The 20,046-nt window shown below is 58.4% G+C and carries 22 protein-coding genes; 14 read left to right on the forward strand and 8 right to left on the reverse strand.

Annotated features, from left to right (window positions below; all coding sequences use genetic code 11):
• Positions 1 to 3 precede the first annotated feature (3 nt).
• The 6 genes from mlaE to murA all read left to right on the forward strand — a co-directional run bounded on the left by mlaE (position 4) and on the right by murA (position 4,102).
• Positions 4 to 786 carry a lipid asymmetry maintenance ABC transporter permease subunit MlaE gene (gene mlaE / locus NV64_RS09075; RefSeq protein WP_056231152.1) on the forward strand — a complete coding sequence of 261 codons (783 nt, stop codon included), beginning with the start codon at positions 4 to 6 and terminating at the stop codon, positions 784 to 786.
• Positions 787 to 790: 4 nt separating this feature from the next.
• Positions 791 to 1,351 (forward strand): outer membrane lipid asymmetry maintenance protein MlaD, encoded by a 561-nt coding sequence (gene mlaD / locus NV64_RS09080; RefSeq protein WP_056231154.1) that lies wholly within the window; start codon positions 791 to 793, stop codon positions 1,349 to 1,351.
• A complete protein-coding gene (mlaC, locus tag NV64_RS09085) occupies positions 1,351 to 1,986 on the forward strand; it encodes a phospholipid-binding protein MlaC (RefSeq protein ID WP_056231156.1) in 636 nt (211 codons plus the stop codon). The genes mlaD and mlaC overlap by 1 nt, the downstream gene beginning before the upstream one ends.
• A complete protein-coding gene (gene mlaB, locus NV64_RS09090) occupies positions 1,986 to 2,282 on the forward strand; it encodes a lipid asymmetry maintenance protein MlaB (protein ID WP_056231159.1) in 297 nt (98 codons plus the stop codon). Before mlaC ends, mlaB begins: the two co-directional genes overlap by 1 nt.
• 229 nt (positions 2,283 to 2,511) lie before the next feature.
• A complete protein-coding gene (gene ibaG / locus NV64_RS09095; protein WP_056231162.1) occupies positions 2,512 to 2,766 on the forward strand; it encodes a BolA family iron metabolism protein IbaG in 255 nt (84 codons plus the stop codon).
• A gap of 73 nt (positions 2,767 to 2,839) precedes the next feature.
• Positions 2,840 to 4,102, forward strand: coding sequence for a UDP-N-acetylglucosamine 1-carboxyvinyltransferase (gene murA, locus NV64_RS09100; protein ID WP_056231164.1), 1,263 nt, complete (start codon positions 2,840 to 2,842; stop codon positions 4,100 to 4,102).
• A 52-nt stretch (positions 4,103 to 4,154) separates the two neighbouring features.
• Here murA and NV64_RS09105 read toward each other — a convergent pair whose 3' ends face one another.
• A complete protein-coding gene (locus tag NV64_RS09105) occupies positions 4,155 to 4,421 on the reverse strand; it encodes a helix-turn-helix domain-containing protein (RefSeq protein WP_082502251.1) in 267 nt (88 codons plus the stop codon).
• Between the two features lie 306 nt (positions 4,422 to 4,727).
• A complete protein-coding gene (gene ispB / locus NV64_RS09110; protein ID WP_056231167.1) occupies positions 4,728 to 5,702 on the reverse strand; it encodes an octaprenyl diphosphate synthase in 975 nt (324 codons plus the stop codon).
• 258 nt (positions 5,703 to 5,960) lie between these two features.
• Between ispB and rplU the strand changes: the two genes are divergently transcribed.
• The 4 genes from rplU to cgtA all read left to right on the forward strand — a co-directional run bounded on the left by rplU (position 5,961) and on the right by cgtA (position 8,816).
• A complete protein-coding gene (gene rplU / locus NV64_RS09115) occupies positions 5,961 to 6,272 on the forward strand; it encodes a 50S ribosomal protein L21 (protein WP_056231170.1) in 312 nt (103 codons plus the stop codon).
• Positions 6,273 to 6,287: 15 nt separating this feature from the next.
• Positions 6,288 to 6,545, forward strand: a complete 258-nt coding sequence (gene rpmA, locus NV64_RS09120) for a 50S ribosomal protein L27 (protein ID WP_017349604.1) — start codon at positions 6,288 to 6,290, stop codon at positions 6,543 to 6,545.
• Positions 6,546 to 6,655: 110 nt separating this feature from the next.
• The gene (locus NV64_RS09125) at positions 6,656 to 7,621 is read left to right on the forward strand and encodes a DMT family transporter (protein WP_056232291.1); all 966 of its coding nucleotides are present in this window, start codon (positions 6,656 to 6,658) and stop codon (positions 7,619 to 7,621) included.
• 16 nt (positions 7,622 to 7,637) lie between these two features.
• Positions 7,638 to 8,816: an Obg family GTPase CgtA gene (gene cgtA, locus NV64_RS09130; RefSeq protein ID WP_056231173.1), complete on the forward strand. Its 1,179-nt coding sequence runs from the start codon at positions 7,638 to 7,640 to the stop codon at positions 8,814 to 8,816.
• A 175-nt stretch (positions 8,817 to 8,991) separates the two neighbouring features.
• Here cgtA and dhbA read toward each other — a convergent pair whose 3' ends face one another.
• From dhbA to dacB, 5 genes are all read right to left on the reverse strand, one after another.
• A complete protein-coding gene (dhbA, locus tag NV64_RS09135; RefSeq protein ID WP_056231176.1) occupies positions 8,992 to 9,750 on the reverse strand; it encodes a 2,3-dihydro-2,3-dihydroxybenzoate dehydrogenase in 759 nt (252 codons plus the stop codon).
• On the reverse strand, positions 9,750 to 10,604 hold the full coding sequence (locus NV64_RS09140; protein WP_056231180.1) for an isochorismatase family protein: 855 nt from the start codon (positions 10,602 to 10,604) through the stop codon (positions 9,750 to 9,752). Before NV64_RS09140 ends, dhbA begins: the two co-directional genes overlap by 1 nt.
• A 16-nt stretch (positions 10,605 to 10,620) precedes the next feature.
• Positions 10,621 to 12,234 carry a (2,3-dihydroxybenzoyl)adenylate synthase gene (locus tag NV64_RS09145; protein ID WP_056231183.1) on the reverse strand — a complete coding sequence of 538 codons (1,614 nt, stop codon included), beginning with the start codon at positions 12,232 to 12,234 and terminating at the stop codon, positions 10,621 to 10,623.
• A gap of 8 nt (positions 12,235 to 12,242) precedes the next feature.
• Positions 12,243 to 13,418, reverse strand: a complete 1,176-nt coding sequence (locus NV64_RS09150; RefSeq protein ID WP_101505774.1) for an isochorismate synthase — start codon at positions 13,416 to 13,418, stop codon at positions 12,243 to 12,245.
• Between the two features lie 304 nt (positions 13,419 to 13,722).
• Positions 13,723 to 15,156, reverse strand: a complete 1,434-nt coding sequence (dacB, locus tag NV64_RS09155; RefSeq protein WP_101505775.1) for a serine-type D-Ala-D-Ala carboxypeptidase — start codon at positions 15,154 to 15,156, stop codon at positions 13,723 to 13,725.
• A gap of 249 nt (positions 15,157 to 15,405) precedes the next feature.
• Between dacB and greA the strand changes: the two genes are divergently transcribed.
• Positions 15,406 to 15,888 carry a transcription elongation factor GreA gene (greA, locus tag NV64_RS09160; RefSeq protein ID WP_056231193.1) on the forward strand — a complete coding sequence of 161 codons (483 nt, stop codon included), beginning with the start codon at positions 15,406 to 15,408 and terminating at the stop codon, positions 15,886 to 15,888.
• 146 nt (positions 15,889 to 16,034) lie between these two features.
• On the opposite strand, the gene yhbY is transcribed toward greA, so the two are convergent.
• On the reverse strand, positions 16,035 to 16,328 hold the full coding sequence (gene yhbY / locus NV64_RS09165; protein WP_056231195.1) for a ribosome assembly RNA-binding protein YhbY: 294 nt from the start codon (positions 16,326 to 16,328) through the stop codon (positions 16,035 to 16,037).
• Between the two features lie 128 nt (positions 16,329 to 16,456).
• Here yhbY and rlmE point away from each other — a divergent pair, with 128 nt between their 5' ends.
• The 3 genes from rlmE (at position 16,457) to folP (ending at position 20,036) form a co-directional block, all read left to right on the forward strand.
• Positions 16,457 to 17,086: a 23S rRNA (uridine(2552)-2'-O)-methyltransferase RlmE gene (gene rlmE, locus NV64_RS09170; protein ID WP_056231198.1), complete on the forward strand. Its 630-nt coding sequence runs from the start codon at positions 16,457 to 16,459 to the stop codon at positions 17,084 to 17,086.
• Between the two features lie 102 nt (positions 17,087 to 17,188).
• Positions 17,189 to 19,090 (forward strand): ATP-dependent zinc metalloprotease FtsH, encoded by a 1,902-nt coding sequence (gene ftsH / locus NV64_RS09175; RefSeq protein WP_056231201.1) that lies wholly within the window; start codon positions 17,189 to 17,191, stop codon positions 19,088 to 19,090.
• Positions 19,091 to 19,205: 115 nt separating this feature from the next.
• Positions 19,206 to 20,036 carry a dihydropteroate synthase gene (gene folP / locus NV64_RS09180; protein ID WP_056231203.1) on the forward strand — a complete coding sequence of 277 codons (831 nt, stop codon included), beginning with the start codon at positions 19,206 to 19,208 and terminating at the stop codon, positions 20,034 to 20,036.
• The last annotated feature ends 10 nt before the right edge of the window (positions 20,037 to 20,046 follow it).

Consider the following 20,046-nt stretch of genomic DNA (forward strand, 5'->3'; position numbering starts at 1 on the left):
CTGATGTTGTTACGAGCACTGGCGTCACTGGGGCGACGGGGGATTGCAACCTGTTCCTCCTTCGGGCGCGCCGGATTGATGTTGTTTCATGCCCTGGTGGGTATTCCTCGTTTTCGCCGACATGCTCCGCTGCTGATCAAACAGCTGTACAGCGTCGGTGTTCTGTCGCTGTTGATCATCGTGGTGTCCGGGCTGTTTATCGGCATGGTGCTGGGGCTGCAGGGCTACCTGATCCTGAAAACCTACAGTGCAGAGACCAGCCTTGGCATGATGGTGGCGCTGTCGCTGCTGCGCGAGCTGGGGCCGGTGGTCACCGCACTGCTGTTTGCCGGCCGGGCAGGCTCGGCGCTGACCGCCGAGATCGGCCTGATGAAGGCCACTGAACAGCTTTCCAGTATGGAAATGATGGCGGTTGACCCGCTGCGGCGCATTATCTCACCGCGCTTCTGGGCCGGGTTTATCAGTATGCCGCTGCTGTCGCTGATCTTCGTGGCGGTGGGCATTCTCGGCGGTGCGCTGGTGGGGGTGAGCTGGAAAGGTATCGATGCGGGCTTCTTCTGGTCGGCGATGCAGAGCGCGGTCGATCTGCGGCAGGATATTCTCAACTGCGTAATTAAAAGTGCCGTGTTTGCCATTACCGTCACCTGGATTGCGCTGTTCAACGGTTATGACGCCATTCCGACCTCCGAAGGGATTAGTCGGGCGACCACGCGTACCGTGGTACATGCCTCGCTGGCAGTGCTCGGTCTGGATTTTGTGCTTACGGCACTGATGTTTGGGAACTGATTCAATGCAAACGAAAAAAAGCGAAATTTGGGTAGGCGCCTTCTTACTGCTGGCGCTGGTGGCGGCGATCTTCCTCTGTCTGCGGGTGGCCGATCTGCGATCGCTCGGCAACGAGCCGACCTGGAGGCTGTACGCGACCTTCGATAACATCGGCGGCCTGAAAAACGGATCGCCGGTGCGCATCGGCGGGGTGGCGGTCGGCCGGGTGAGCGATATCACCCTCGATCCAAAAACCTATTCGCCGCGGGTCACGATGGATATTAATGAAAAATATAATAATATTCCGGATACCAGCTCGCTTGCGGTGCGCACCTCCGGCCTGCTGGGCGAGCAGTATCTTGCGCTGAACGTCGGTTTTGACGATCCGGAAATGGGGACGTCTATACTCAAAGACGGCAGTACCCTGCAGGACACCAAGTCTGCGATGGTACTGGAAGACCTGATTGGCCAGTTCCTCTACAAGAGCGGCAACGGCGAAGACAAGAAGACAACGTCGTCAGATGAGCCAGGTGCGGCAGCACCGGCTGCTCCGGCGGCGGCAACTACACCAGAAGAGGGCAAGTGATGTTTAAACGTTTACTGATGGTCGCGATGCTGATCGTTGCACCGGTGGCCGCGAATGCCGCCGTCGACCAGACCAACCCGTACAAGCTGATGAACGAAGCGGCGGAAAAAACCTTCACCCGGCTGAAGAACGAGCAGCCGAAGATCAGGAAGGATCCCAACTACCTGCGCCAGGTGGTCCGCCAGGAGCTGCTGCCTTACGTGCAGGTCAAATATGCCGGTGCTTTAGTGCTGGGCCGCTACTACAAAGAAGCTACCCCGGCGCAGCGTGAAGCCTACTTCGCCGCCTTTAGTGACTACCTGACCCAGGCCTATGGACAGGCGCTGGCGATGTACAACGGCCAGACCTATCAGATTGCTCCGGAGCAGCCGCTGGGTGATTCCACCATTATCGCCATCCGCGTGACCATTATCGATCCGAACGGTCGCCCACCGGTGCGCCTTGATTTCCAGTGGCGTAAGAACAGCCGCACGGGCGACTGGCAGGCGTTTGACATGATTGCTGAAGGGGTGAGCATGATCACCACCAAGCAGAATGAGTGGAGCGATATTCTGCGTACCCAGGGCGTTGACGGCCTGACCCAGCGCCTGAAATCCTACGCCAGCGAGCCGATCACTCTGGAACAGAAAAAGTAATGGCTGCTTCATTACGCTGGCAGGTCGAGGCGGGGGTGTTACGCCTTGCCGGTGAGTTAGATCGCGATACGCTGCTGCCGCTGTGGCAGCAGCGTGCCACGCTGATGCAGCAGGCTGAGTCAATCGACGTCTCCGGGCTGGATCGTGTGGATTCACCCGGCCTTGCGCTGCTGGTGCACCTGCACGAAACCGCGCGCCAGCAGGGGCGTGCGCCGCGCTTTACCGGCATCACCGATAAACTGGCTTCACTGATTACGCTCTACAATCTCCAGAAAATTATTGTGGAGAACGTCTGATCCCCGGCACGGCGGCTGCGTCCGCCGTGCCACATCGGAACCTGCTGAGTTCGTTGCCCTTTTTCCTCCTCTCACTGCCCGCGACTTTACCTCTCCGCCCGCTGACGACGGCGTAATCTACCGGTATTGCTGTTTTTCCGCCGCGCGCGGCATTTATTGCTTGTTTAAGAGTCGGGCGGATTCCACTAATATGTGTGCCTGTTTATTATCTGGTGAGTTTGAAGGCATCATGGAAAATAGTGAAATTCAGTCCGTCCTGATGAGCGCGCTGCCGCTGCAGGAAGTCCACGTTACCGGTGATGGTAGCCATTTTCAGGTGATTGCCGTGGGCGAGCTGTTTGCTGAGTTAAGCCGCGTTAAAAAGCAACAGACGGTCTACGCTCCCCTGATGGCCTATATTGCGGATAACCGCATGCATGCGGTGTCCATCAAGACCTACACCCCTGAAGAGTGGGCACGTGACCGTAAGCTGAACGGTTTCTAAGCTGAACGGCACCGGCCTTGCCCGATGTGGCAAGGCTCTCGTCTTTTTCGTATGACAACAGAGAGCAGTTGCAATGGATAAATTTCGTGTACAGGGTCCGACCCGCCTGAGCGGTGAAGTCACCATTTCCGGGGCTAAAAATGCCGCGCTGCCGATCCTGTTCGCTGCTTTACTGGCCGAAGAGCCGGTAGAGATCCAGAATGTCCCGAAACTGAAGGACATCGATACCACCCTCAAGCTGCTTGGCCAGCTGGGCGTGAAGGCCGAGCGCAATGGCTCGGTGCATCTGGACGCCAGTCAGGTCAGCGTTTACTGCGCGCCTTACGATCTGGTCAAAACCATGCGTGCCTCGATCTGGGCGCTGGGCCCGCTGGTGGCACGTTTCGGCCAGGGGCAGGTTTCCCTGCCCGGCGGCTGTGCCATCGGCGCGCGTCCGGTTGACCTGCACATTACCGGCCTGGAACAGCTGGGTGCCGAGATCAGGCTGGAAGAAGGCTACGTTAAGGCATCGGTTGATGGCCGCCTGAAAGGCGCGCACATCGTGATGGATAAGGTCAGCGTTGGCGCAACCGTGACCATCATGAGCGCGGCGACGCTGGCCACCGGCACCACCATCATCGAGAATGCGGCACGCGAGCCGGAAATCGTCGATACCGCCAACTTCCTCAATACGCTGGGCGCAAAAATCAGCGGCGCGGGCAGCGATCGCATCACCATTGAGGGCGTTGAGCGCCTGGGCGGCGGCGTCTATCGCGTACTGCCTGACCGTATCGAAACCGGCACCTTCCTGGTCGCGGCGGCGATCTCCGGCGGAAAAGTGGTTTGTCGTGCGGCTCAGCCCGACACGCTGGATGCGGTGCTGGCGAAACTGCGTGAAGCCGGTGCTCAGATCGAACAGGGCGAAGACTGGATCAGTCTGGACATGCACGGCAAGCGTCCAAAGGCCGTTAACCTGCGTACCGCGCCGCACCCGGGCTTCCCGACCGATATGCAGGCGCAGTTCAGCCTGCTGAACCTGGTGGCTGAAGGCACCGGTGTGATCACCGAAACCATCTTTGAAAACCGCTTTATGCACGTGCCTGAACTGGTGCGCATGGGCGCACACGGTGAAATCGAGAGCAATACGCTGATTTGTCACGGTGTGGAAACGCTGTCCGGTGCTCAGGTGATGGCGACCGACCTGCGTGCATCCGCGAGCCTGGTGCTGGCCGGCTGTATTGCCGAAGGGACCACCATCGTCGATCGTATCTATCATATCGATCGTGGCTACGAACATATTGAAGACAAGCTGATTGCGTTGGGTGCCAACATCCAGCGTGTGAAAGGCGAAGAGTAAGCGCTCACGCGTAATAAAAATCAGGGTCGGTAAGCATTACCGGCCCTTTTTTTTACCGGCGGATCAGCTTTTTACGGTCAATCAGCTGATGCGTCTCCGGGTCATAGTAGCGGCTGGGCCAGATTTGCGCCGGGTGAACGGCTAACGCATCGGCGATCAGCCACTCGCCTTTCGGCCACGGGCGGCACAGCGCGTTCGCCAGGGTCGACGAACTCAGACCGGCCTGACGTGACTGGGCGGCCAGCGTAGTCCCCTTTTTACGTAATCCGGCAATAATATCGGCAGGATGCCAGTCCTGTTGCGAATGTTTCACGTGCATGTCCTCCTTGCGCACAGCAGAAATTAAGGTGTGAAGCACACGGCTTAGGGCATCAGCTTCGCTGGAAATGCGCGATCCTATGCGCCCCGAACCAGGGGATAACCGTCTGCTTCGGGTGATTTATAGCAAACTAATTCCAGTAAGTTCCAGCGTTATTCGATAAAATAATACGTTTTGAGCATTGCAACGCAAAAGCTCCGGTAACCATTGAGGATGTTGCAGTAATGCGTGGCTGAAGTCAGGGGAAAGGGTAGGGGAATTCTTATTAAAGTCAGTAATGGCGCGGCTTGCCACGCCATCGGTCAATCAGAAATCACGCTGTACTGACATATGCGCCAGCGCTTCCAGCGCGCTGCGCCATGGCGTTGCTGGCAGCACCTGCAGGGCGGTAATCGCCTTATCGGCTTCCTGTTCGGCGGCCTGGCGGGTCCACTCCAGTGAACCGTGCTGACGCATCGCTTCCAGAACGGGTTCCAGTAAGTGACGTCCGTTACCTTCTTCAATAGCAGAGCGGATCATACTGGCCTGTTCAGGCGTGCCGTTGCGCATGGCATGCAGCAGCGGCAGGGTTGGTTTGCCTTCGCTCAGGTCGTCACCGACGTTCTTACCGAGGGTTTTGCCATCGGCGCTGTAATCCAGCAGATCGTCGATCAGCTGGAAGGCGGTACCGATATAGCGGCCGTAATCCTGCAGCGCCTGCTCCTGTTCCGGCGTCGCACCGGCGAGGATGGCAGAAGACTGTGCGGCGGCTTCAAACAGGCGTGCGGTTTTGCTGTAAATCACCCGCATATAGCTCTCTTCGGTAATGTCCGGGTCGTTGCAGTTCATTAACTGCAGCACTTCCCCTTCGGCGATCACGTTCACCGCTTCTGACATCAGCGCCAGCACCCGCAGCGAGCCGAGGCTGGTCATCATCTGGAAGGCGCGCGTATAGATAAAGTCGCCTACCAGCACGCTGGCCGCATTGCCAAAGGCGGCGTTGGCGGTGGCTTTACCCCGGCGCATATCCGACTCGTCGACCACGTCGTCGTGTAACAGAGTGGCGGTATGAATAAATTCGATCAGCGCGGCCACGGTAATGTGCTGTTTACCGTCATAGTCGTTGATGGCGCGCGCGGCCAGAACGGCGATCATTGGGCGGATACGTTTCCCACCGCCGCTGATAATGTAATAGCCCAGCTGATTAATGAGGGATACGTCCGAGTTCAGCTGGTCGAGTATTGTCGCATTGACGTCCGCCATATCCGGCGCGGTGAGTTCGTTTATCTGTTCTAAGTTCATCAGTCTTTCAGCTATCGCTCGCTCAGATCGCTCATGAAAGGCGCTTTAACTCGTGCCCGTGGCGTGAAATGGTGGACAGATTGTACTTGAAAAACGCGGCGGTGAAACGCCCCCATTCGTATTGCCTTTTTTTTCTGCAATACAGCGTAACAGACACTTGTCTTTAGCCGGGAAGTTGCGTAGAATTCGCGCCCTATTGTGAATATTTATAGCGCTACCTGATAATCAAAAAAAGGTCAGTGCGAGAGCGGAGTTTATATGTACGCGGTTTTCCAAAGTGGTGGTAAACAACACCGAGTAAGCGAAGGTCAGACCGTTCGCCTGGAAAAGCTGGACATCGCAACCGGTGAAACTGTTGAGTTCGACCAGGTTCTGATGATTGCCAATGGCGAAGACGTTAAGATCGGCGCACCTTTAGTTTCAGGTGGCGTGATCAAGGCAGAAATCGTAGCTCACGGTCGTGGCGACAAGATCAAGATTGTTAAGTTCCGTCGTCGTAAGCATTACCGTAAGCAGCAGGGTCACCGTCAGTGGTTTACTGACGTGAAGATCACTGGCATCAGCGCTTAAGAGGAGATCTGACAAATGGCACACAAGAAAGCTGGTGGTTCGACCCGTAACGGTCGTGACTCCAATGCAAAACGTCTGGGCGTAAAACGTTTCGGCGGCGAATCAGTACTGGCTGGTAGCATCATCGTTCGTCAGCGTGGAACTAAGTTCCATGCCGGCACCAACGTTGGCTGCGGTCGTGACCACACCCTGTTTGCAACTGCAGACGGCAAGGTCAAATTCGAAGTGAAAGGCCCGAACAACCGTAAGTACATCAGCATCGTTGCTGAGTAAGGTTTTCGTGCCGCAGGGTGGTGCATAACCCCCTTAGCGACGAAAAGAGAAGCCCCGCACTAGACTGCGGGGCTTTTTACATTCTGCGAGGGACCCGGCAGATGTCAGGCATTAAACAGCAGGCCGGCATGGGCATTGCCTTAGCGCTGGTGACGGCCATGTGCTGGGGATCGTTACCCATCGCAATGAAGCAGGTGCTGACGGTGATGGATCCGTTCACCATCGTCTTCTTCCGCTTTTCTCTGGCAGCGGCAGGGCTGGGCATCATCCTGGCGCTGAAACGGCAGCTGCCCCCGGCAGATTTCTTTCGTCACCCGCGCTGGCTGGTTTACGTACTGATCGCCACCGGCGGGCTGCTGGGCAACTTTGTGTTGTTTGGCTCGTCGCTGCAGTATCTCAGCCCGACGGCGTCGCAGGTGATTGCCCAGCTGGCACCGCCGTGCATGATGGCCGCCAGCGTGCTGATCCTCAAAGAGAAAATGCGCGGCAGTCAGCTGATCGGTGCTGCCCTGTTGTTGTGCGGCATGCTGATGTTTTTTAACACCAGCCTGGTTGAGATTTTCACCCGCCTGACGACTTACACCTGGGGCGTGATCCTCGGGGTAAGCGCCGCGCTGGTGTGGGTCGTTTACGGCGTCACGCAAAAAATACTTTTGCGTCGGCTGGCCTCGCAGCAGATCCTGTTTTTGCTGTACACTTTATGTGCGGTGGCGCTGTTGCCTATGGCACGCGTCACGCTGCTCTGGCAGCTGAACGGCTGGCAGCTCTGTTGCCTGCTATTTTGTGCGCTGAATACCCTGGTAGGTTACGGTGCGCTGGCGGAAGCTTTTTCCCGCACGCAGGCGTCGCAGGTCAGCGCGATCGTTACGCTGACGCCGCTGTTTACCCTGCTGTTTTCAGAATTGTTATCGCTTGGCTGGCCCGACTTTTTTGCTGTACCGGTGCTGAATACCCTCGGGTTTATCGGGGCAATCGTCGTGGTGTCAGGCGCCATGTTTTCCGCAATTGGTCATCGCTTATGGCCACGGCGGAGCAATCCCGTTCCGGTGCCACCTGCATCGCGGCCGGGCGAATGAGTGACGGAGAAGTAAAATGAAGTTTGTAGATGAAGCGACGATCCTGGCAGTGGCGGGCGACGGCGGCAATGGCTGCGTCAGCTTCCGTCGTGAGAAATATATCCCGCGCGGCGGCCCTGACGGCGGCGACGGCGGCGACGGCGGCGACGTGTATATGCTGGCCGATGAGAACCTTAACACCCTGATCGACTACCGTTTTGAGAAGTCTTTCCGCGCAGAACGCGGCCAGAACGGCCAGAGCCGTGACTGTACCGGCAAGCGTGGCCAGGACATCATCATTAAGGTGCCGGTCGGTACGCGTATTATCGATCAGGGCACCGGTGAAACGCTGGGCGATATGACCCACCACACCCAGAAGCTGATGGTCGCTAAAGGCGGCTGGCACGGCCTCGGTAACAGCCGCTTCAAGTCCTCCGTAAACCGTGCGCCGCGTCAGAAGACCATGGGCACGCCGGGTGAAGCGCGTGATCTGCAGCTGGAGCTGATGCTGCTGGCCGACGTCGGCATGCTCGGCCTGCCGAACGCCGGTAAGTCGACCTTTATCCGCGCGGTCTCCGCCGCCAAGCCAAAAGTGGCCGATTACCCGTTCACCACTCTGGTGCCAAGCCTTGGCGTGGTGCGTATGGACCACGAGCAGAGCTTTGTGGTGGCGGATATTCCTGGCCTGATCGAGGGCGCTTCCGAAGGTGCTGGCCTGGGGATCCGTTTCCTTAAGCACCTGGAACGCTGCCGCGTGCTGCTGCACACCATCGACCTCGCGCCGATCGACGAGAGCGATCCGGTGGAGAATGCGAAAATCATCCTCGGCGAACTGGAAAAATACAGCGGCAAGCTGTTCCAGAAGCCACGCTGGCTGGTGTTCAACAAGGTTGACCTGCTTGATAAGGAAGAGGCGGAATCCCGTGCCAAAGCGATTGCCGACGCGCTGGGCTGGACCGAGAAATACTATCTGATTTCGGCGGCGAACCGCGAAGGCGTCACCGCGCTGTGCTGGGACGTGATGTCGTTTATCAACGCCAACCCGAAAGAAGAAGAGCTGAAAACCGCGCAGCCGGAGAAAGTCGAATTCATGTGGGACGACTATCACCGTGAGCAGCTGGAAGCCGCGCAGCCGGTGGTGGAAGAAGATGATGACTGGGATGACGACTGGGATGAAGAAGACGACGAAGGCGTCGAGATCATCTATCAGCGTTAATTCAGGCTGAAATCAAAAACGGGACGCGATAAGCGTCCCGTTTTTTTTGCCGCAGGCTCAGATTCAGCATCCTGCACTCCGCTTCAGGGCAGGAGCCTTCCGGCCTGTTGCGCATTACAGATCCAGCGCACCGGCCCGGTGCTGAACGGATGGCGCGATGGTGATGCAGCCTGTATCAGGCCCCCAGCGTCGCGCCGCCGTCCACCACGATATCCTGCATCACGATATGGCTGGCGTTATCCGAGGCGAGGAACAGGATCGCGCTGGCGATCTCCTCAGGCTGCGCGATTTTACCCAGCGGGATCCCCAGCTTGTACTGGTCCGGGTAGCCGGCGATCATCTGCTGTTCATCTTCCGGGCGGTGCCACAGGCTGCGCTGCATGGCGGTATCCGTCGAGCCCGGCGAAACGATATTGCAGCGCACGCCGAACGGTGCCATCTCCAGCGCCACCGTCATGCACAGGCTGCGCAGCGCGGCTTTGGAGGCACCATAGGCCGACATGCCGATACGTGGCGCATGCGCAGCGTTGGAGGCCACGGTGACAATCGCTCCGCCGCGCTGCTGGCGAAACAGCGGCAGCGTCTGCTGGAACAGGTTAAACGCGCCGCCGGCGTTAACCGCCATACAGGCCTGCCAGTCTTCCACCGCCAGCGTCTCGGTGCTGCCGGTGCGCAGGATGCCTGCCGCGTTGACCAGCACGTCAAGACGGGGGATATCGGCCAGCAGCCTCTCACAGACGTTTTTCACCTGCCCGGCATCGGCTATGTCGACGATGACCCGCTGGAACGGATAGTCGCTCTGTGAAAACTGACGGTCAAAACCGACCACCGAGGCGCCCGCCGCCACAAACGCCAGCGCCGTATGGTAGCCAATCCCCTGGCCTGCTCCGGTGACCCACACCTGTTTATCGCTAAAATCAAACTGGCAGGACATTATGCCGGCTCCCTCGACAGCAGCTGCCACCAGCCGTCAATGCTCGGGTCTTTCGCCAGCGCAACGAAATCGATATCGCTGTGCACCTGACGCCAGCGGGCGGCCAGCGACATAATGCGTACCGAATCGAGGCCGTAATCCACCAGGTTCTCATCATCTTCCAGATCCCCTGCATCGTCATCCAGCAGCGGCAGCACCACGGCGCGCAGCTGCGCTTTCGAGCGCGGTACCGGCAGCAGCTCATCGGTCATCACTACTTTGCCGCTGCGGCCGGCGGTGTAGGTCAGCGCCATCAGATGCTCGTCGCGGCTGAAGTCGGCCAGCGCATCGGCGACCATAAACGGCTTGATGTTACGCATAAAGGCGTCGGTGGCGGTGGTCAGACAGCCGATATGGGCGTAGACGCCACAGATAATCAGCTGATCGCGGCCGGTTTCGTTAAGGATCGACTCCAGCGGCGAACGGTGGAAAGCGCTGTAACGCCACTTCACCAGCACCTGGTCCTGCTCGTCCGGCGCCAGCGCGCTGACCACCCGCTGCTGATCGGGGTGCTTATTGAGGCCCGGCCCCCACATGTCGTTGAGCAGGGCGCGATCTTCTGCGCTCTGCTGGTTCGGCTGGGCGGTATAAAACACCGGAATGCCCTGCGCCTTGCAGTACTGGCGCAGCGCGGCGATATTCGCCACCACCTGCTCAACCAGCGGGCTGTTGTCACCCCAGAAGTTGAGGAAGTACTCCTGCATGTCGTGGATCAACAGCGCGGCGCGCGCGGGTTCAAACGGCCAGCTGACCTTGTTGGTCGGCAGTTCAGCTGCGGTTGGCAGCGCATAGGACTCGAGTTTTGGAATAGCCATGCTTTCTCCTGAAAAATTAATTGCCCTGCTGAGCAGCCAGCTGCTGGCGCAGCAGTTTCTTATCCACTTTGCCGACGGGGGTCAGCGGCAGCGAGTCGGTAAACTCGAAGCGGTCCGGCAGCTTGAATTCGGCGATGCCCAACTCACGCAGATAGCGGCGCAGTACCACCGGCTTCAGCGCGCTTTTCGCCACAATAATCGCGCAGCTCTTCTCGCCCATCAGCGCGTCCTCTACCGACACCAGCGCGGCATGGATCACCTCCGGATGGCGCAGCAGCAGGTTTTCGATCTCCTCGGCGGCGATCTTCTCACCGCCGCGGTTGATCTGATCCTTTTCACGCCCCTGCACGGTGATATAGCCATCTTCGGCAATCGAAATCAGGTCGCCGGAGCAGTAAAAGCCATCGGCATCAAAGCTGGCGGCATTGTGCTCCGGGCTGTTGTAGTAGCCGCGGAAGGTGTAGGGGCCGCGGGTCATCAGGCGGCCGGTGGTGCCGGCCGGCAGCGGGTTACCCTGCTCATCGGCCACCCACACCTCATCGTCCGGTGAAATCGGCCGGCCCTGGGTGGTCAGAATATGCTGCTCACTGTCATCCAGCCGGGTGTAGTTAACCAGCCCTTCCGCCATGCCAAACACCTGCTGCAGCTGACAGCCGATCTCGCTCTGAATACGCGAGGCCAGCGACTCACTGAGTCTGGCACCGCCGACCTGCAACAGCGTCAGTGAGGCCAGCGCGCGGTTGCTGCCAGACTCGGCAATCGCCTGCAGCCACAGGCTGACCGCGGGCGGCACCAGCGCGGCGACGTTGACCTGATGTTTCTCGATCAGGCCAAAACAGGCGCCCGGGCTGGGATCGCTGGCCAGCACCACGCAGCCACCGGCGTGGAATACGCCGAGCGAGCCGGGTGAGCTCATCGCGTAGTTGTGGGCGGAGGGCAGGGCACACAGGTAGCGGGTATTATCGGTAAAGCGGCAAATCTGCACGCTGCCGCGCACGCTGTAGTCATAATCATTGTGGGTACGCGGGATCAGCTTTGGCGTGCCGGTACTGCCGCCGGAGAGCTGGAAGAACGCAACTTCATCCCCCGCCGACGGCGTGGCCACAAAGTCAGCGGCATCTTCATCCAGCATGCCGGCCAGCGACAGCGCGGCGTGGTTCTCATTATGCAGCGCCACCACCCGCAGCGACGGCAGCGACTGCCGCAGCTGCTGCATAAAAACATCATCACGGAACAGCGCGTGCTGACGATCGGCAATCAGCAGGGCAGGCTGCAGCAGCGTGGCGTAGGAGGTCAGCTCGGTACGCTGATGGCTGAACAGCGCGTTAACCGGGGCGACGCCCAGCTTATACAGCGCGAACAGCACCACGTAGAATTCGGCAATATTGCCCAGCTGCACCAGCGCGGTATCGCCGGTTTTCAGGCCTCGCCGCTGCAGCGCCGCCGCCAGCCGGTCCGATCGCTGCGCCAGATCGCGGTAGCTGAGCTGGCGTTCGCCGTCGATCACCGCAACGGCCGTGCTGTCGGCGCGGCGGTTCAGGATCTCGCTCAACGGCAGATCCAGCCAGTAGCCCTTCGCGCGGTAGCGCGCCGCCAGCGCGTCCGGCCAGCGTGAGTATGCAATGGTCATCGTTATCCTTAATTGAGGCCAAACGCCTGCAGCATGGTATTAAGTTTGACGCCGGTTTCGCGCCATTCGGATTCCGGGCTGGAGGCCGGCACGATGCCTGCGCCGGCGAACAACCGCACGCGGTTGCCGTTGACCTTGCCGCAGCGGATGGTCACCACCCACTCGCCGTTGCCCTGGTCATCACACCAGCCGACGATGCCGCCGAACAGGCCGCGGTTGAACGGCTCCAGCTCGGCGATCAGATCCCGCGCTTTATCGTGCGGGAAGCCGCTCAGCGCCGGGGTCGGGTGCAGCAGGCAGGCCAGCGACAGCGCGGTATCGGCCGCATCGCTCGGTTCCCCCTCAATCGGCGTGCCGAGGTGCCACAGCGTGGGCGTGGTCAGCAGCTGCGGCGTCGCCGGTAGCCCAAGGTAGGCGCTGCGCGGGTGCAGCACGTTACGCATGGCGTCTGTGACCAGCTGATGCTCATAGCGATCTTTACGGGAGTTCATCAGCGACTGCCCGGCCTGGCGATCCTTCTCGGGGCAGCTCTCACGCCGCGCCGAACCGGCCAGCGGATGGGTAAAGTAGCGGTTGCCCTCTTTTCGCAGCAGCAGCTCCGGGCTGGCCCCCAGCAGCGAGCCGCCTTCTGCCAGCGGCGCGTGGAAGTTGTAGCTGGCCGGGTTCTGGCGCAGCACCCTGGACATCAGCTGGCCAACGTTAATCGGCTCACGGGTGGCGATCTCCATCAACCGTGACAGCACCACTTTGTCCAGCCGCGGCGAGCTGGTCGCCGCAACGGCCTCGCTGACCATCTGCATAAACACGGCCTGCTCAGGTAGCGCGGTACGACGGGTGACTTCCGGCAACGCCGCCTGCGCCGCTGGCAGCCGTTGCTGGAACGCCTGGCGGTCGAAGAACTGTACGGATTCAGGAATAAACAGCGCAGAGGGCTGGCGGGTATCGAAGGGAATGGCGCCGACCAGCACCGGCCTGGCGATTCCCTGGCGTTTTGCCTGCAGGAACTGGTGTGACACGGTCTGCTGGAACTCACCGTCGAGCGCGTCTCCCCCGGCAGCCGGGGCGTCGAGGGTGGTGAAACAGCCCTGGGTTGCCAGACTCTTCCAGGGGGAGGTAAAGAAGAAGCCGCTGGCGGCCGCTTCTGTGGCGAAACGAAGCGTACTTTCTGAGGTTAACGATTCCATTCTGCATCCTTAATAAATGATAAACGAAGTAAGAACTATTATCATTTGCTTTCAGGTCGAGTAAATTACGTTGAACATCAGAGCATGTCAATGAAGCTAAATTAATTTAATCTGCTCCAAATCATTTTGGTTGAAAGGGGTTTAAGCAACTTTATTATGATTTATAGGGGCTTATTGCAGGGAAGGTAAAATAATCCGAAAGTTGATGCGTAAGGGGAGTTGATGTATTGGCTTAAGCTTGTTGGGGGAATCGGACCGCCGGTTACCGCCTCATGAGAGGGCAGTAACCGGCGTGGATGCAGGATTAGTTGTTACGGTAAACGTCCTTGTACAGACGGCTTTCGAAACGCACCAGCGGGATACGACGCTGGCGCTGATCCTCCGGTGGCACCGCATAGCCGGACAGGAACTGCACAAAGGCTACCCGCTGGCCGCTGGCGGTGGTCATAAAGCCGGCCAGGTTGTAGACGCCCTGCAGCGAGCCGGTTTTGGCCGACACCTTGCCATCGACGCCCGCCTCATGCAGGCCACCGCGGTAGCGCAGGGTGCCGTCATAGCCGGCCAGCGGCAGCATGGCGATGATATTCAGCTGCTGATCGTTCTGCGCGATGTACTGCAGCACCTGCATCATGGTCGCCGGTGAGATCAGATCGTGGCGCGACAGCCCCGAGCCATCCACCTGGATACTGTTGCCCATATCGATCCCGGCCTTCTGCCGCAGGATCTGGCGCACCGCGTCCGATCCCGCCCGCCAGGTGCCCGGCACGCCGAAACGTTCATGGCCGATGGTGCGGAATACGGTATCGGCGATCATGTTGTCTGACTTTTTCAGCATGATCTTCAGCAGCGCGCTGAGCGGCGCGGACTGAGTCTCCGCCAGCACCGTGGCCGGTGGTGTCACCTGCGTCTGGCGCAGCAGGCTGCCGCTGTAGTCTATTCCCGCGCTTTTCAGCTCGGCTTTCAGGATTGCCCCGGCGTAGCTGGCCCCGTCCTGGATGGCAAAGGCCAGCGGTAGCGGTTCCGCACGCTGGGTCAGGCAGCCGGTCAGCGTAAAGCGGCTCAGCTCGCCCGGCACCACGTCCAGCTCGCAGTACTGGGCGTCCGGTGACCCCTTCGCCAGCGTGCGCACTTCGCTGAACATGGTCACCGGGTACCAGGACGCTACGCGGATAAAGGCTTTGTCACCGGCTTTAGGCGCGCTGTAGAGCGAGACGGAGAAACAGTTACGGTCAACGATCGCCGCACCCGGCGGGGCGCTGAAGCACTGGGTCATGTCATTCCATGGCCAGCCGGGGGCCTTATCATGGCTGGCAAACACCGAGGTATCGATGACCAGGTTGCCGGCAATATGTTCCACGCCCTGTTTTCTCAGGCTGGCCACCATATTGCGCAGATCCTGGCGCGTTAGCGTCGGATCGCCGCCAAATCGCGCCACCAGGTCGCCGTTCAGCGTGTTGCCGCTGACGCTGCCTTTGCTCTCCAGCTGGGTATGGAAACGGTAATCCGGCCCCAGCTGTAGCATCGCGGCCAGGGCGGTAATCACCTTCATGGTACTGGCCGGCAGCGCCATCTGCTGGCTGTGATACTCAACGGAGGGGGCAGAGGCACCGATCTTCTGTACCATCAGCGCCAGATTCGCGCCGTCAGGTAAATACTGGGTGTAATCTTCGACGGGGGCCGCCTGCGCCTGCAGCGCCATTGCGCAGGCCAGGCTGGTAACAATTCGTGGAAATCGCATAATCTCGCGGTAACAGACGGATGATGGTGTCATACTACGGTGCATCGTGGTGGAAAGTAAACGATGACCCCCAGGGAACTCTGGGGTAAAATACGTATCAAATTGCAAAATCAATCCTGCCCTGGGGCGACCCCGGGCCGGGTTTCTTTTCGTTTTTAAAACAGTAGCAAGCGCCGCAGAACGCCATTTCTGCATACCATCCGTCAGGACGACGACATTTGCACAGGACAGATTTTACGAGGTATTGAGATGAATCAGATTCCGATGACGTTAAAGGGCGCGGAAAAACTGCGCGAAGAGCTGGACGAGCTGAAAACGGTTAAGCGACCGCGCATTATTGCCTCGATTGCGGAAGCACGCGAGCACGGCGACCTGAAAGAGAACGCGGAATACCACGCTGCCCGCGAAGAGCAGGGCTTTTGTGAAGGCCGTATCCAGGAGATTGAAGCCAAGCTCTCCAACTCACAGGTGATCGACGTCACCAAAATGGCCAGCAACGCCAACGGTCGGGTAATCTTCGGTGCTACCGTTACCGTCTTCAACGTGGATACGGATGAAGAGTCTACCTACCGCATCGTGGGTGATGATGAAGCGGACTTTAAGCAGAATCTGATCTCGGTAAACTCGCCAATGGCGCGCGGACTGATCGGCAAGGTGGTTGATGACGTGGCGGTGATCAAAACCCCCGGCGGCGACAAAGAATTCGAGATCCTCAAGGTCGAGTACCTCTGATTTTCTGCTACCTTCATTGAAGGTGTGGGTTTTGTAAAGATAAGAAAAAGGCCGCACCGCGGCCTTTAATCAGACTCAGGAGCGTGGCACTTTCTCCAGACCTGAACGCTGAGTTGCGTGAGGCAGCGATGAGCTGCCTCTGGTCCTCAGCGAGGAATGGTGATTTTGCGTTCCTTCGTTGGACGGTACAGCACCAGCGTCTTGCCGATCACCTGCACGTTAACTGCACGGGTTTCACGCACGATCGCATCAACGACCAGGGCTTTGGTCTCACGGTCTTCCGTGGCGATCTTCACCTTGATCAGTTCATGGTGTTCAAGTGCATGTTCGATTTCGGCCAACACGCCTTCGGTCAAACCATTGTTGCCCAGCATGACAACGGGCTTCAGGGGATGGGCCAGACCTTTCAGGTGCTGTTTTTGTTTGGTACTCAGATTCATCGTATTTTTTACTTACATTGGGATTGAAAACGGGTCATTCTACCGCCATATCCGGTGTATCACCAAATCGGTAGCGTCGATTTGCGCGGTTTATTTATCGCGAACAATGAATCATAGTTGGAAATTGTATGACTGGTAAAAAGCGTTCGGCCAGTTCCAGCCGCTGGCTGCAGGAACACTTTAGCGATAAATACGTGCTTCAGGCACAGAAAAAAGGGCTGCGTTCGCGCGCCTGGTTTAAACTCGATGAAATACAGCAGGGCGATAAGCTGTTCAGACCTGGGATGACCGTGGTTGACCTTGGTGCTGCCCCTGGCGGCTGGTCACAGTACGTGGTGACCCAGATCGGCGCCAAAGGTCGGGTCATCGCCTGCGATATTCTGCCGATGGACCCTATCGTTGGTGTTGACTTCCTGCAGGGCGATTTTCGCGATGAGCAGGTGCTGAAAACGCTGTTGGATCGGGTGGGTGAAACCCAGGTTCAGGTAGTCATGTCCGACATGGCCCCGAACATGACCGGTACGCCGGCTGTGGATATCCCTCGATCGATGTATTTATGTGAGCTGGCTCTGGAGATGTGCCGTGATGTTCTGGCACCCGGCGGTAGTTTTTTAGTGAAGGTGTTTCAGGGAGATGGTTTTGAAGAATACCTTAAGCAAATTCGCTCCCTGTTTACGAAAGTAAAAATTCGTAAACCGGACGCTTCGCGTTCTCGTTCGCGTGAAGTGTACATTGTAGCGACAGGGCGCAAACTGTAACTACCATAACTGGGGTCATATCGATGCCAGCTGTGCAGGAACTTTAGTCCCCTACGCTGTCTGTTAACACAGTTGTAATAAGAGGTTAATCCCTTGAGTGACATGGCGAAAAACCTGATTCTCTGGTTAGTCATCGCAGTCGTGCTGATGTCTGTATTCCAGAGCTTTGGGCCCAGCGAGTCGAGTGGCCGAAAGGTTGATTACTCAACCTTCCTGTCGGAAGTGAACCAGGATCAGGTCCGCGAGGCACGTATTAACGGGCGTGAGATTAACGTAACCAAAAAAGACAGTAACCGATACACCACTTACATTCCGGTCAACGATCCCAAGTTACTCGATAACCTGTTGACCAAAAATGTGAAAGTTGTGGGTGAACCACCGGAAGAGCCGAGCCTGCTGGCCACTATCTTCATCTCCTGGTTCCCGATGCTGTTGTTAATCGGCGTATGGATCTTCTTTATGCGTCAGATGCAGGGCGGTGGCGGTAAGGGCGCGATGTCCTTCGGCAAGAGCAAGGCCCGTATGCTGACGGAAGACCAGATTAAAACCACTTTTGCTGACGTGGCCGGTTGTGACGAAGCAAAAGAGGAAGTGGGCGAGCTGGTGGAATACCTGCGTGAGCCAAGCCGCTTCCAGAAGCTGGGCGGTAAGATTCCAAAAGGCGTGCTGATGGTCGGTCCTCCGGGTACCGGTAAAACCTTGCTGGCAAAAGCGATTGCCGGTGAAGCCAAAGTGCCGTTCTTTACCATCTCCGGTTCTGACTTTGTTGAAATGTTTGTCGGTGTGGGTGCTTCCCGCGTCCGCGACATGTTTGAACAGGCGAAGAAAGCCGCGCCGTGCATCATCTTCATCGATGAAATCGATGCGGTGGGCCGTCAGCGTGGTGCCGGTTTAGGCGGTGGTCACGACGAACGTGAGCAGACCCTGAACCAGATGCTGGTTGAGATGGATGGCTTCGAAGGCAATGAAGGCATCATCGTGATTGCGGCAACTAACCGTCCTGACGTACTCGATCCTGCGCTGCTGCGTCCGGGCCGTTTTGACCGTCAGGTGGTGGTTGGCCTGCCAGACGTGCGTGGCCGTGAGCAGATCCTGAAAGTGCATATGCGCCGCGTACCGCTGGCGACCGATATGAACCCGTCAGTGATTGCCCGTGGTACCCCTGGTTTCTCCGGTGCCGATCTGGCTAACCTGGTCAACGAAGCGGCGCTGTTCGCTGCCCGCGGCAACAAGCGCGTGGTGTCGATGGTCGAGTTTGAAAAAGCCAAAGACAAAATCATGATGGGTGCTGAACGTCGCTCCATGGTGATGACCGAAGCGCAGAAAGAGTCCACGGCTTATCACGAAGCGGGTCACGCTATCGTCGGTACGCTGGTGCCGGGCTACGATCCGGTGCACAAAGTGACGATTATCCCGCGCGGCCGTGCGCTGGGTGTGGCGTTCTTCTTACCGGTTGGTGATGAGATCAGCGCTAACCGTCAGAAGCTGGAAAGCCGCATCTCCGTGGCCTACGGTGGGCGTCTGGCCGAAGAGATTATCTACGGCGTTGACTATGTCTCTACCGGTGCGTCTTCTGATATCAAGATGGCCACCAGCGTAGCGCGTAACATGGTGACGCAGTGGGGCTTCTCTGAGAAGCTGGGTCCGTTGCTGTATGCAGAAGAAGAGGGTGAAGTGTTCCTCGGCCGTTCCGTGGCGAAAGCCAAGCATATGTCCGATGAAACGGCGCGCATCATCGATCAGGAAGTGAAAAAACTGATTGATACCAACTATGAGCGTGCCCGCCGCATTCTGCATGAGAACATGGATATCCTGCACTCGATGAAAGATGCGCTGATGAAGTATGAAACCATCGACGCACCGCAAATCAGCGACCTGATGGCGCGCCGCGAAGTGCGCCCGCCGGCCGGCTGGGATGAAGCGACCAAAGCGGCTGCAGACAGCAACCAGGCCCCGCGCCCGGCTGACGATCCGCAGACCCCAGGTTCAGACAAAATCATGTAACAGCAGCCTGGCGGAAATGACATATTCCGTCAGGATTGCCGTCTGTGACCTGCTATAATCCACAACCCCGGCCACGTCCGGGGTTTTTTTATGCCCTTTTCGGAGACCCTTTGTTATGAAGCTGTACGCCAGAGATGCTGTGCTCGACCTTTCACATCCGCATGTGATGGGGATCCTGAACGTCACCCCTGATTCCTTCTCCGACGGCGGCAAACATAACGAACTGATTCAGGCCCTGACCCACGCTAATGAGATGATCAACGCCGGCGCGACGCTGATTGATGTCGGCGGCGAATCCACCCGGCCGGGGGCGGCGGAGGTCAGCGTGCAGGAAGAGCTGGATCGGGTGATCCCGGTGGTCGAGGCGATTGCCCAGCGCTTTGAGGTGTGGGTCTCGGTGGATACCTCCAAAGCCGAGGTGATCCGCGAAGCGGCGCGCGCCGGCGCGCACCTGATAAACGACATCCGCTCGTTGCAGGAGCCTGGCGCGCTGCAGGCGGCGGCGGAAAGCGGCCTGCCGGTATGCCTGATGCATATGCAGGGCGAGCCGACCACCATGCAGCAGTCTCCGCACTATCAGGACGTATTGCGCGACGTCGACGACTTTTTTGTCCGGCACATTGCCCGCTGTGAAGCAGCCGGGATCAAAAAAACGCAGTTGCTGCTCGACCCGGGTTTCGGTTTCGGTAAAAATCTCCAGCACAATTATCAGCTGCTGGCCCATCTGGCCGACTATCACCACTTTGGCCTGCCGCTGCTGGTCGGGATGTCGCGCAAAAGCATGATTGGCCAGCTGCTTAACGTTGGCCCGTCGCAACGCCTGACCGGCAGCCTGGCCTGTGCGGTAATCGCCGCCATGCAGGGGGCACAGATCCTGCGCGTTCACGATGTTAAAGAAACCGTCGAGGCGATGCGCGTCGTCGAGGCCACCCAGTCAGCACGCTAACGAAAAGATG

The organism is Erwinia sp. B116, assembly GCF_002865965.1.
Lineage (GTDB): Bacteria > Pseudomonadota > Gammaproteobacteria > Enterobacterales > Enterobacteriaceae > Erwinia.

Bases quoted from the DNA above. Each gene is read 5' to 3' on its own strand.
- mlaE (WP_056231152.1), top strand. From the start codon at position 4: ATGTTGTTACGAGCACTGGCGTCACTGGGGCGACGGGGGATTGCAACC.
- mlaD (WP_056231154.1), top strand. From the start codon at position 791: ATGCAAACGAAAAAAAGCGAAATTTGGGTAGGCGCCTTCTTACTGCTG.
- mlaC (WP_056231156.1), top strand. From the start codon at position 1,351: ATGTTTAAACGTTTACTGATGGTCGCGATGCTGATCGTTGCACCGGTG.
- mlaB (WP_056231159.1), top strand. From the start codon at position 1,986: ATGGCTGCTTCATTACGCTGGCAGGTCGAGGCGGGGGTGTTACGCCTT.
- ibaG (WP_056231162.1), top strand. From the start codon at position 2,512: ATGGAAAATAGTGAAATTCAGTCCGTCCTGATGAGCGCGCTGCCGCTG.
- murA (WP_056231164.1), top strand. From the start codon at position 2,840: ATGGATAAATTTCGTGTACAGGGTCCGACCCGCCTGAGCGGTGAAGTC.
- NV64_RS09105 (WP_082502251.1), bottom strand. From the start codon at position 4,421: ATGCACGTGAAACATTCGCAACAGGACTGGCATCCTGCCGATATTATT.
- ispB (WP_056231167.1), bottom strand. From the start codon at position 5,702: ATGAACTTAGAACAGATAAACGAACTCACCGCGCCGGATATGGCGGAC.
- rplU (WP_056231170.1), top strand. From the start codon at position 5,961: ATGTACGCGGTTTTCCAAAGTGGTGGTAAACAACACCGAGTAAGCGAA.
- rpmA (WP_017349604.1), top strand. From the start codon at position 6,288: ATGGCACACAAGAAAGCTGGTGGTTCGACCCGTAACGGTCGTGACTCC.
- cgtA (WP_056231173.1), top strand. From the start codon at position 7,638: ATGAAGTTTGTAGATGAAGCGACGATCCTGGCAGTGGCGGGCGACGGC.
- dhbA (WP_056231176.1), bottom strand. From the start codon at position 9,750: ATGTCCTGCCAGTTTGATTTTAGCGATAAACAGGTGTGGGTCACCGGA.
- NV64_RS09140 (WP_056231180.1), bottom strand. From the start codon at position 10,604: ATGGCTATTCCAAAACTCGAGTCCTATGCGCTGCCAACCGCAGCTGAA.
- NV64_RS09145 (WP_056231183.1), bottom strand. From the start codon at position 12,234: ATGACCATTGCATACTCACGCTGGCCGGACGCGCTGGCGGCGCGCTAC.
- NV64_RS09150 (WP_101505774.1), bottom strand. From the start codon at position 13,418: ATGGAATCGTTAACCTCAGAAAGTACGCTTCGTTTCGCCACAGAAGCG.
- dacB (WP_101505775.1), bottom strand. From the start codon at position 15,156: ATGCGATTTCCACGAATTGTTACCAGCCTGGCCTGCGCAATGGCGCTG.
- greA (WP_056231193.1), top strand. From the start codon at position 15,406: ATGAATCAGATTCCGATGACGTTAAAGGGCGCGGAAAAACTGCGCGAA.
- yhbY (WP_056231195.1), bottom strand. From the start codon at position 16,328: ATGAATCTGAGTACCAAACAAAAACAGCACCTGAAAGGTCTGGCCCAT.
- rlmE (WP_056231198.1), top strand. From the start codon at position 16,457: ATGACTGGTAAAAAGCGTTCGGCCAGTTCCAGCCGCTGGCTGCAGGAA.
- ftsH (WP_056231201.1), top strand. From the start codon at position 17,189: ATGGCGAAAAACCTGATTCTCTGGTTAGTCATCGCAGTCGTGCTGATG.
- folP (WP_056231203.1), top strand. From the start codon at position 19,206: ATGAAGCTGTACGCCAGAGATGCTGTGCTCGACCTTTCACATCCGCAT.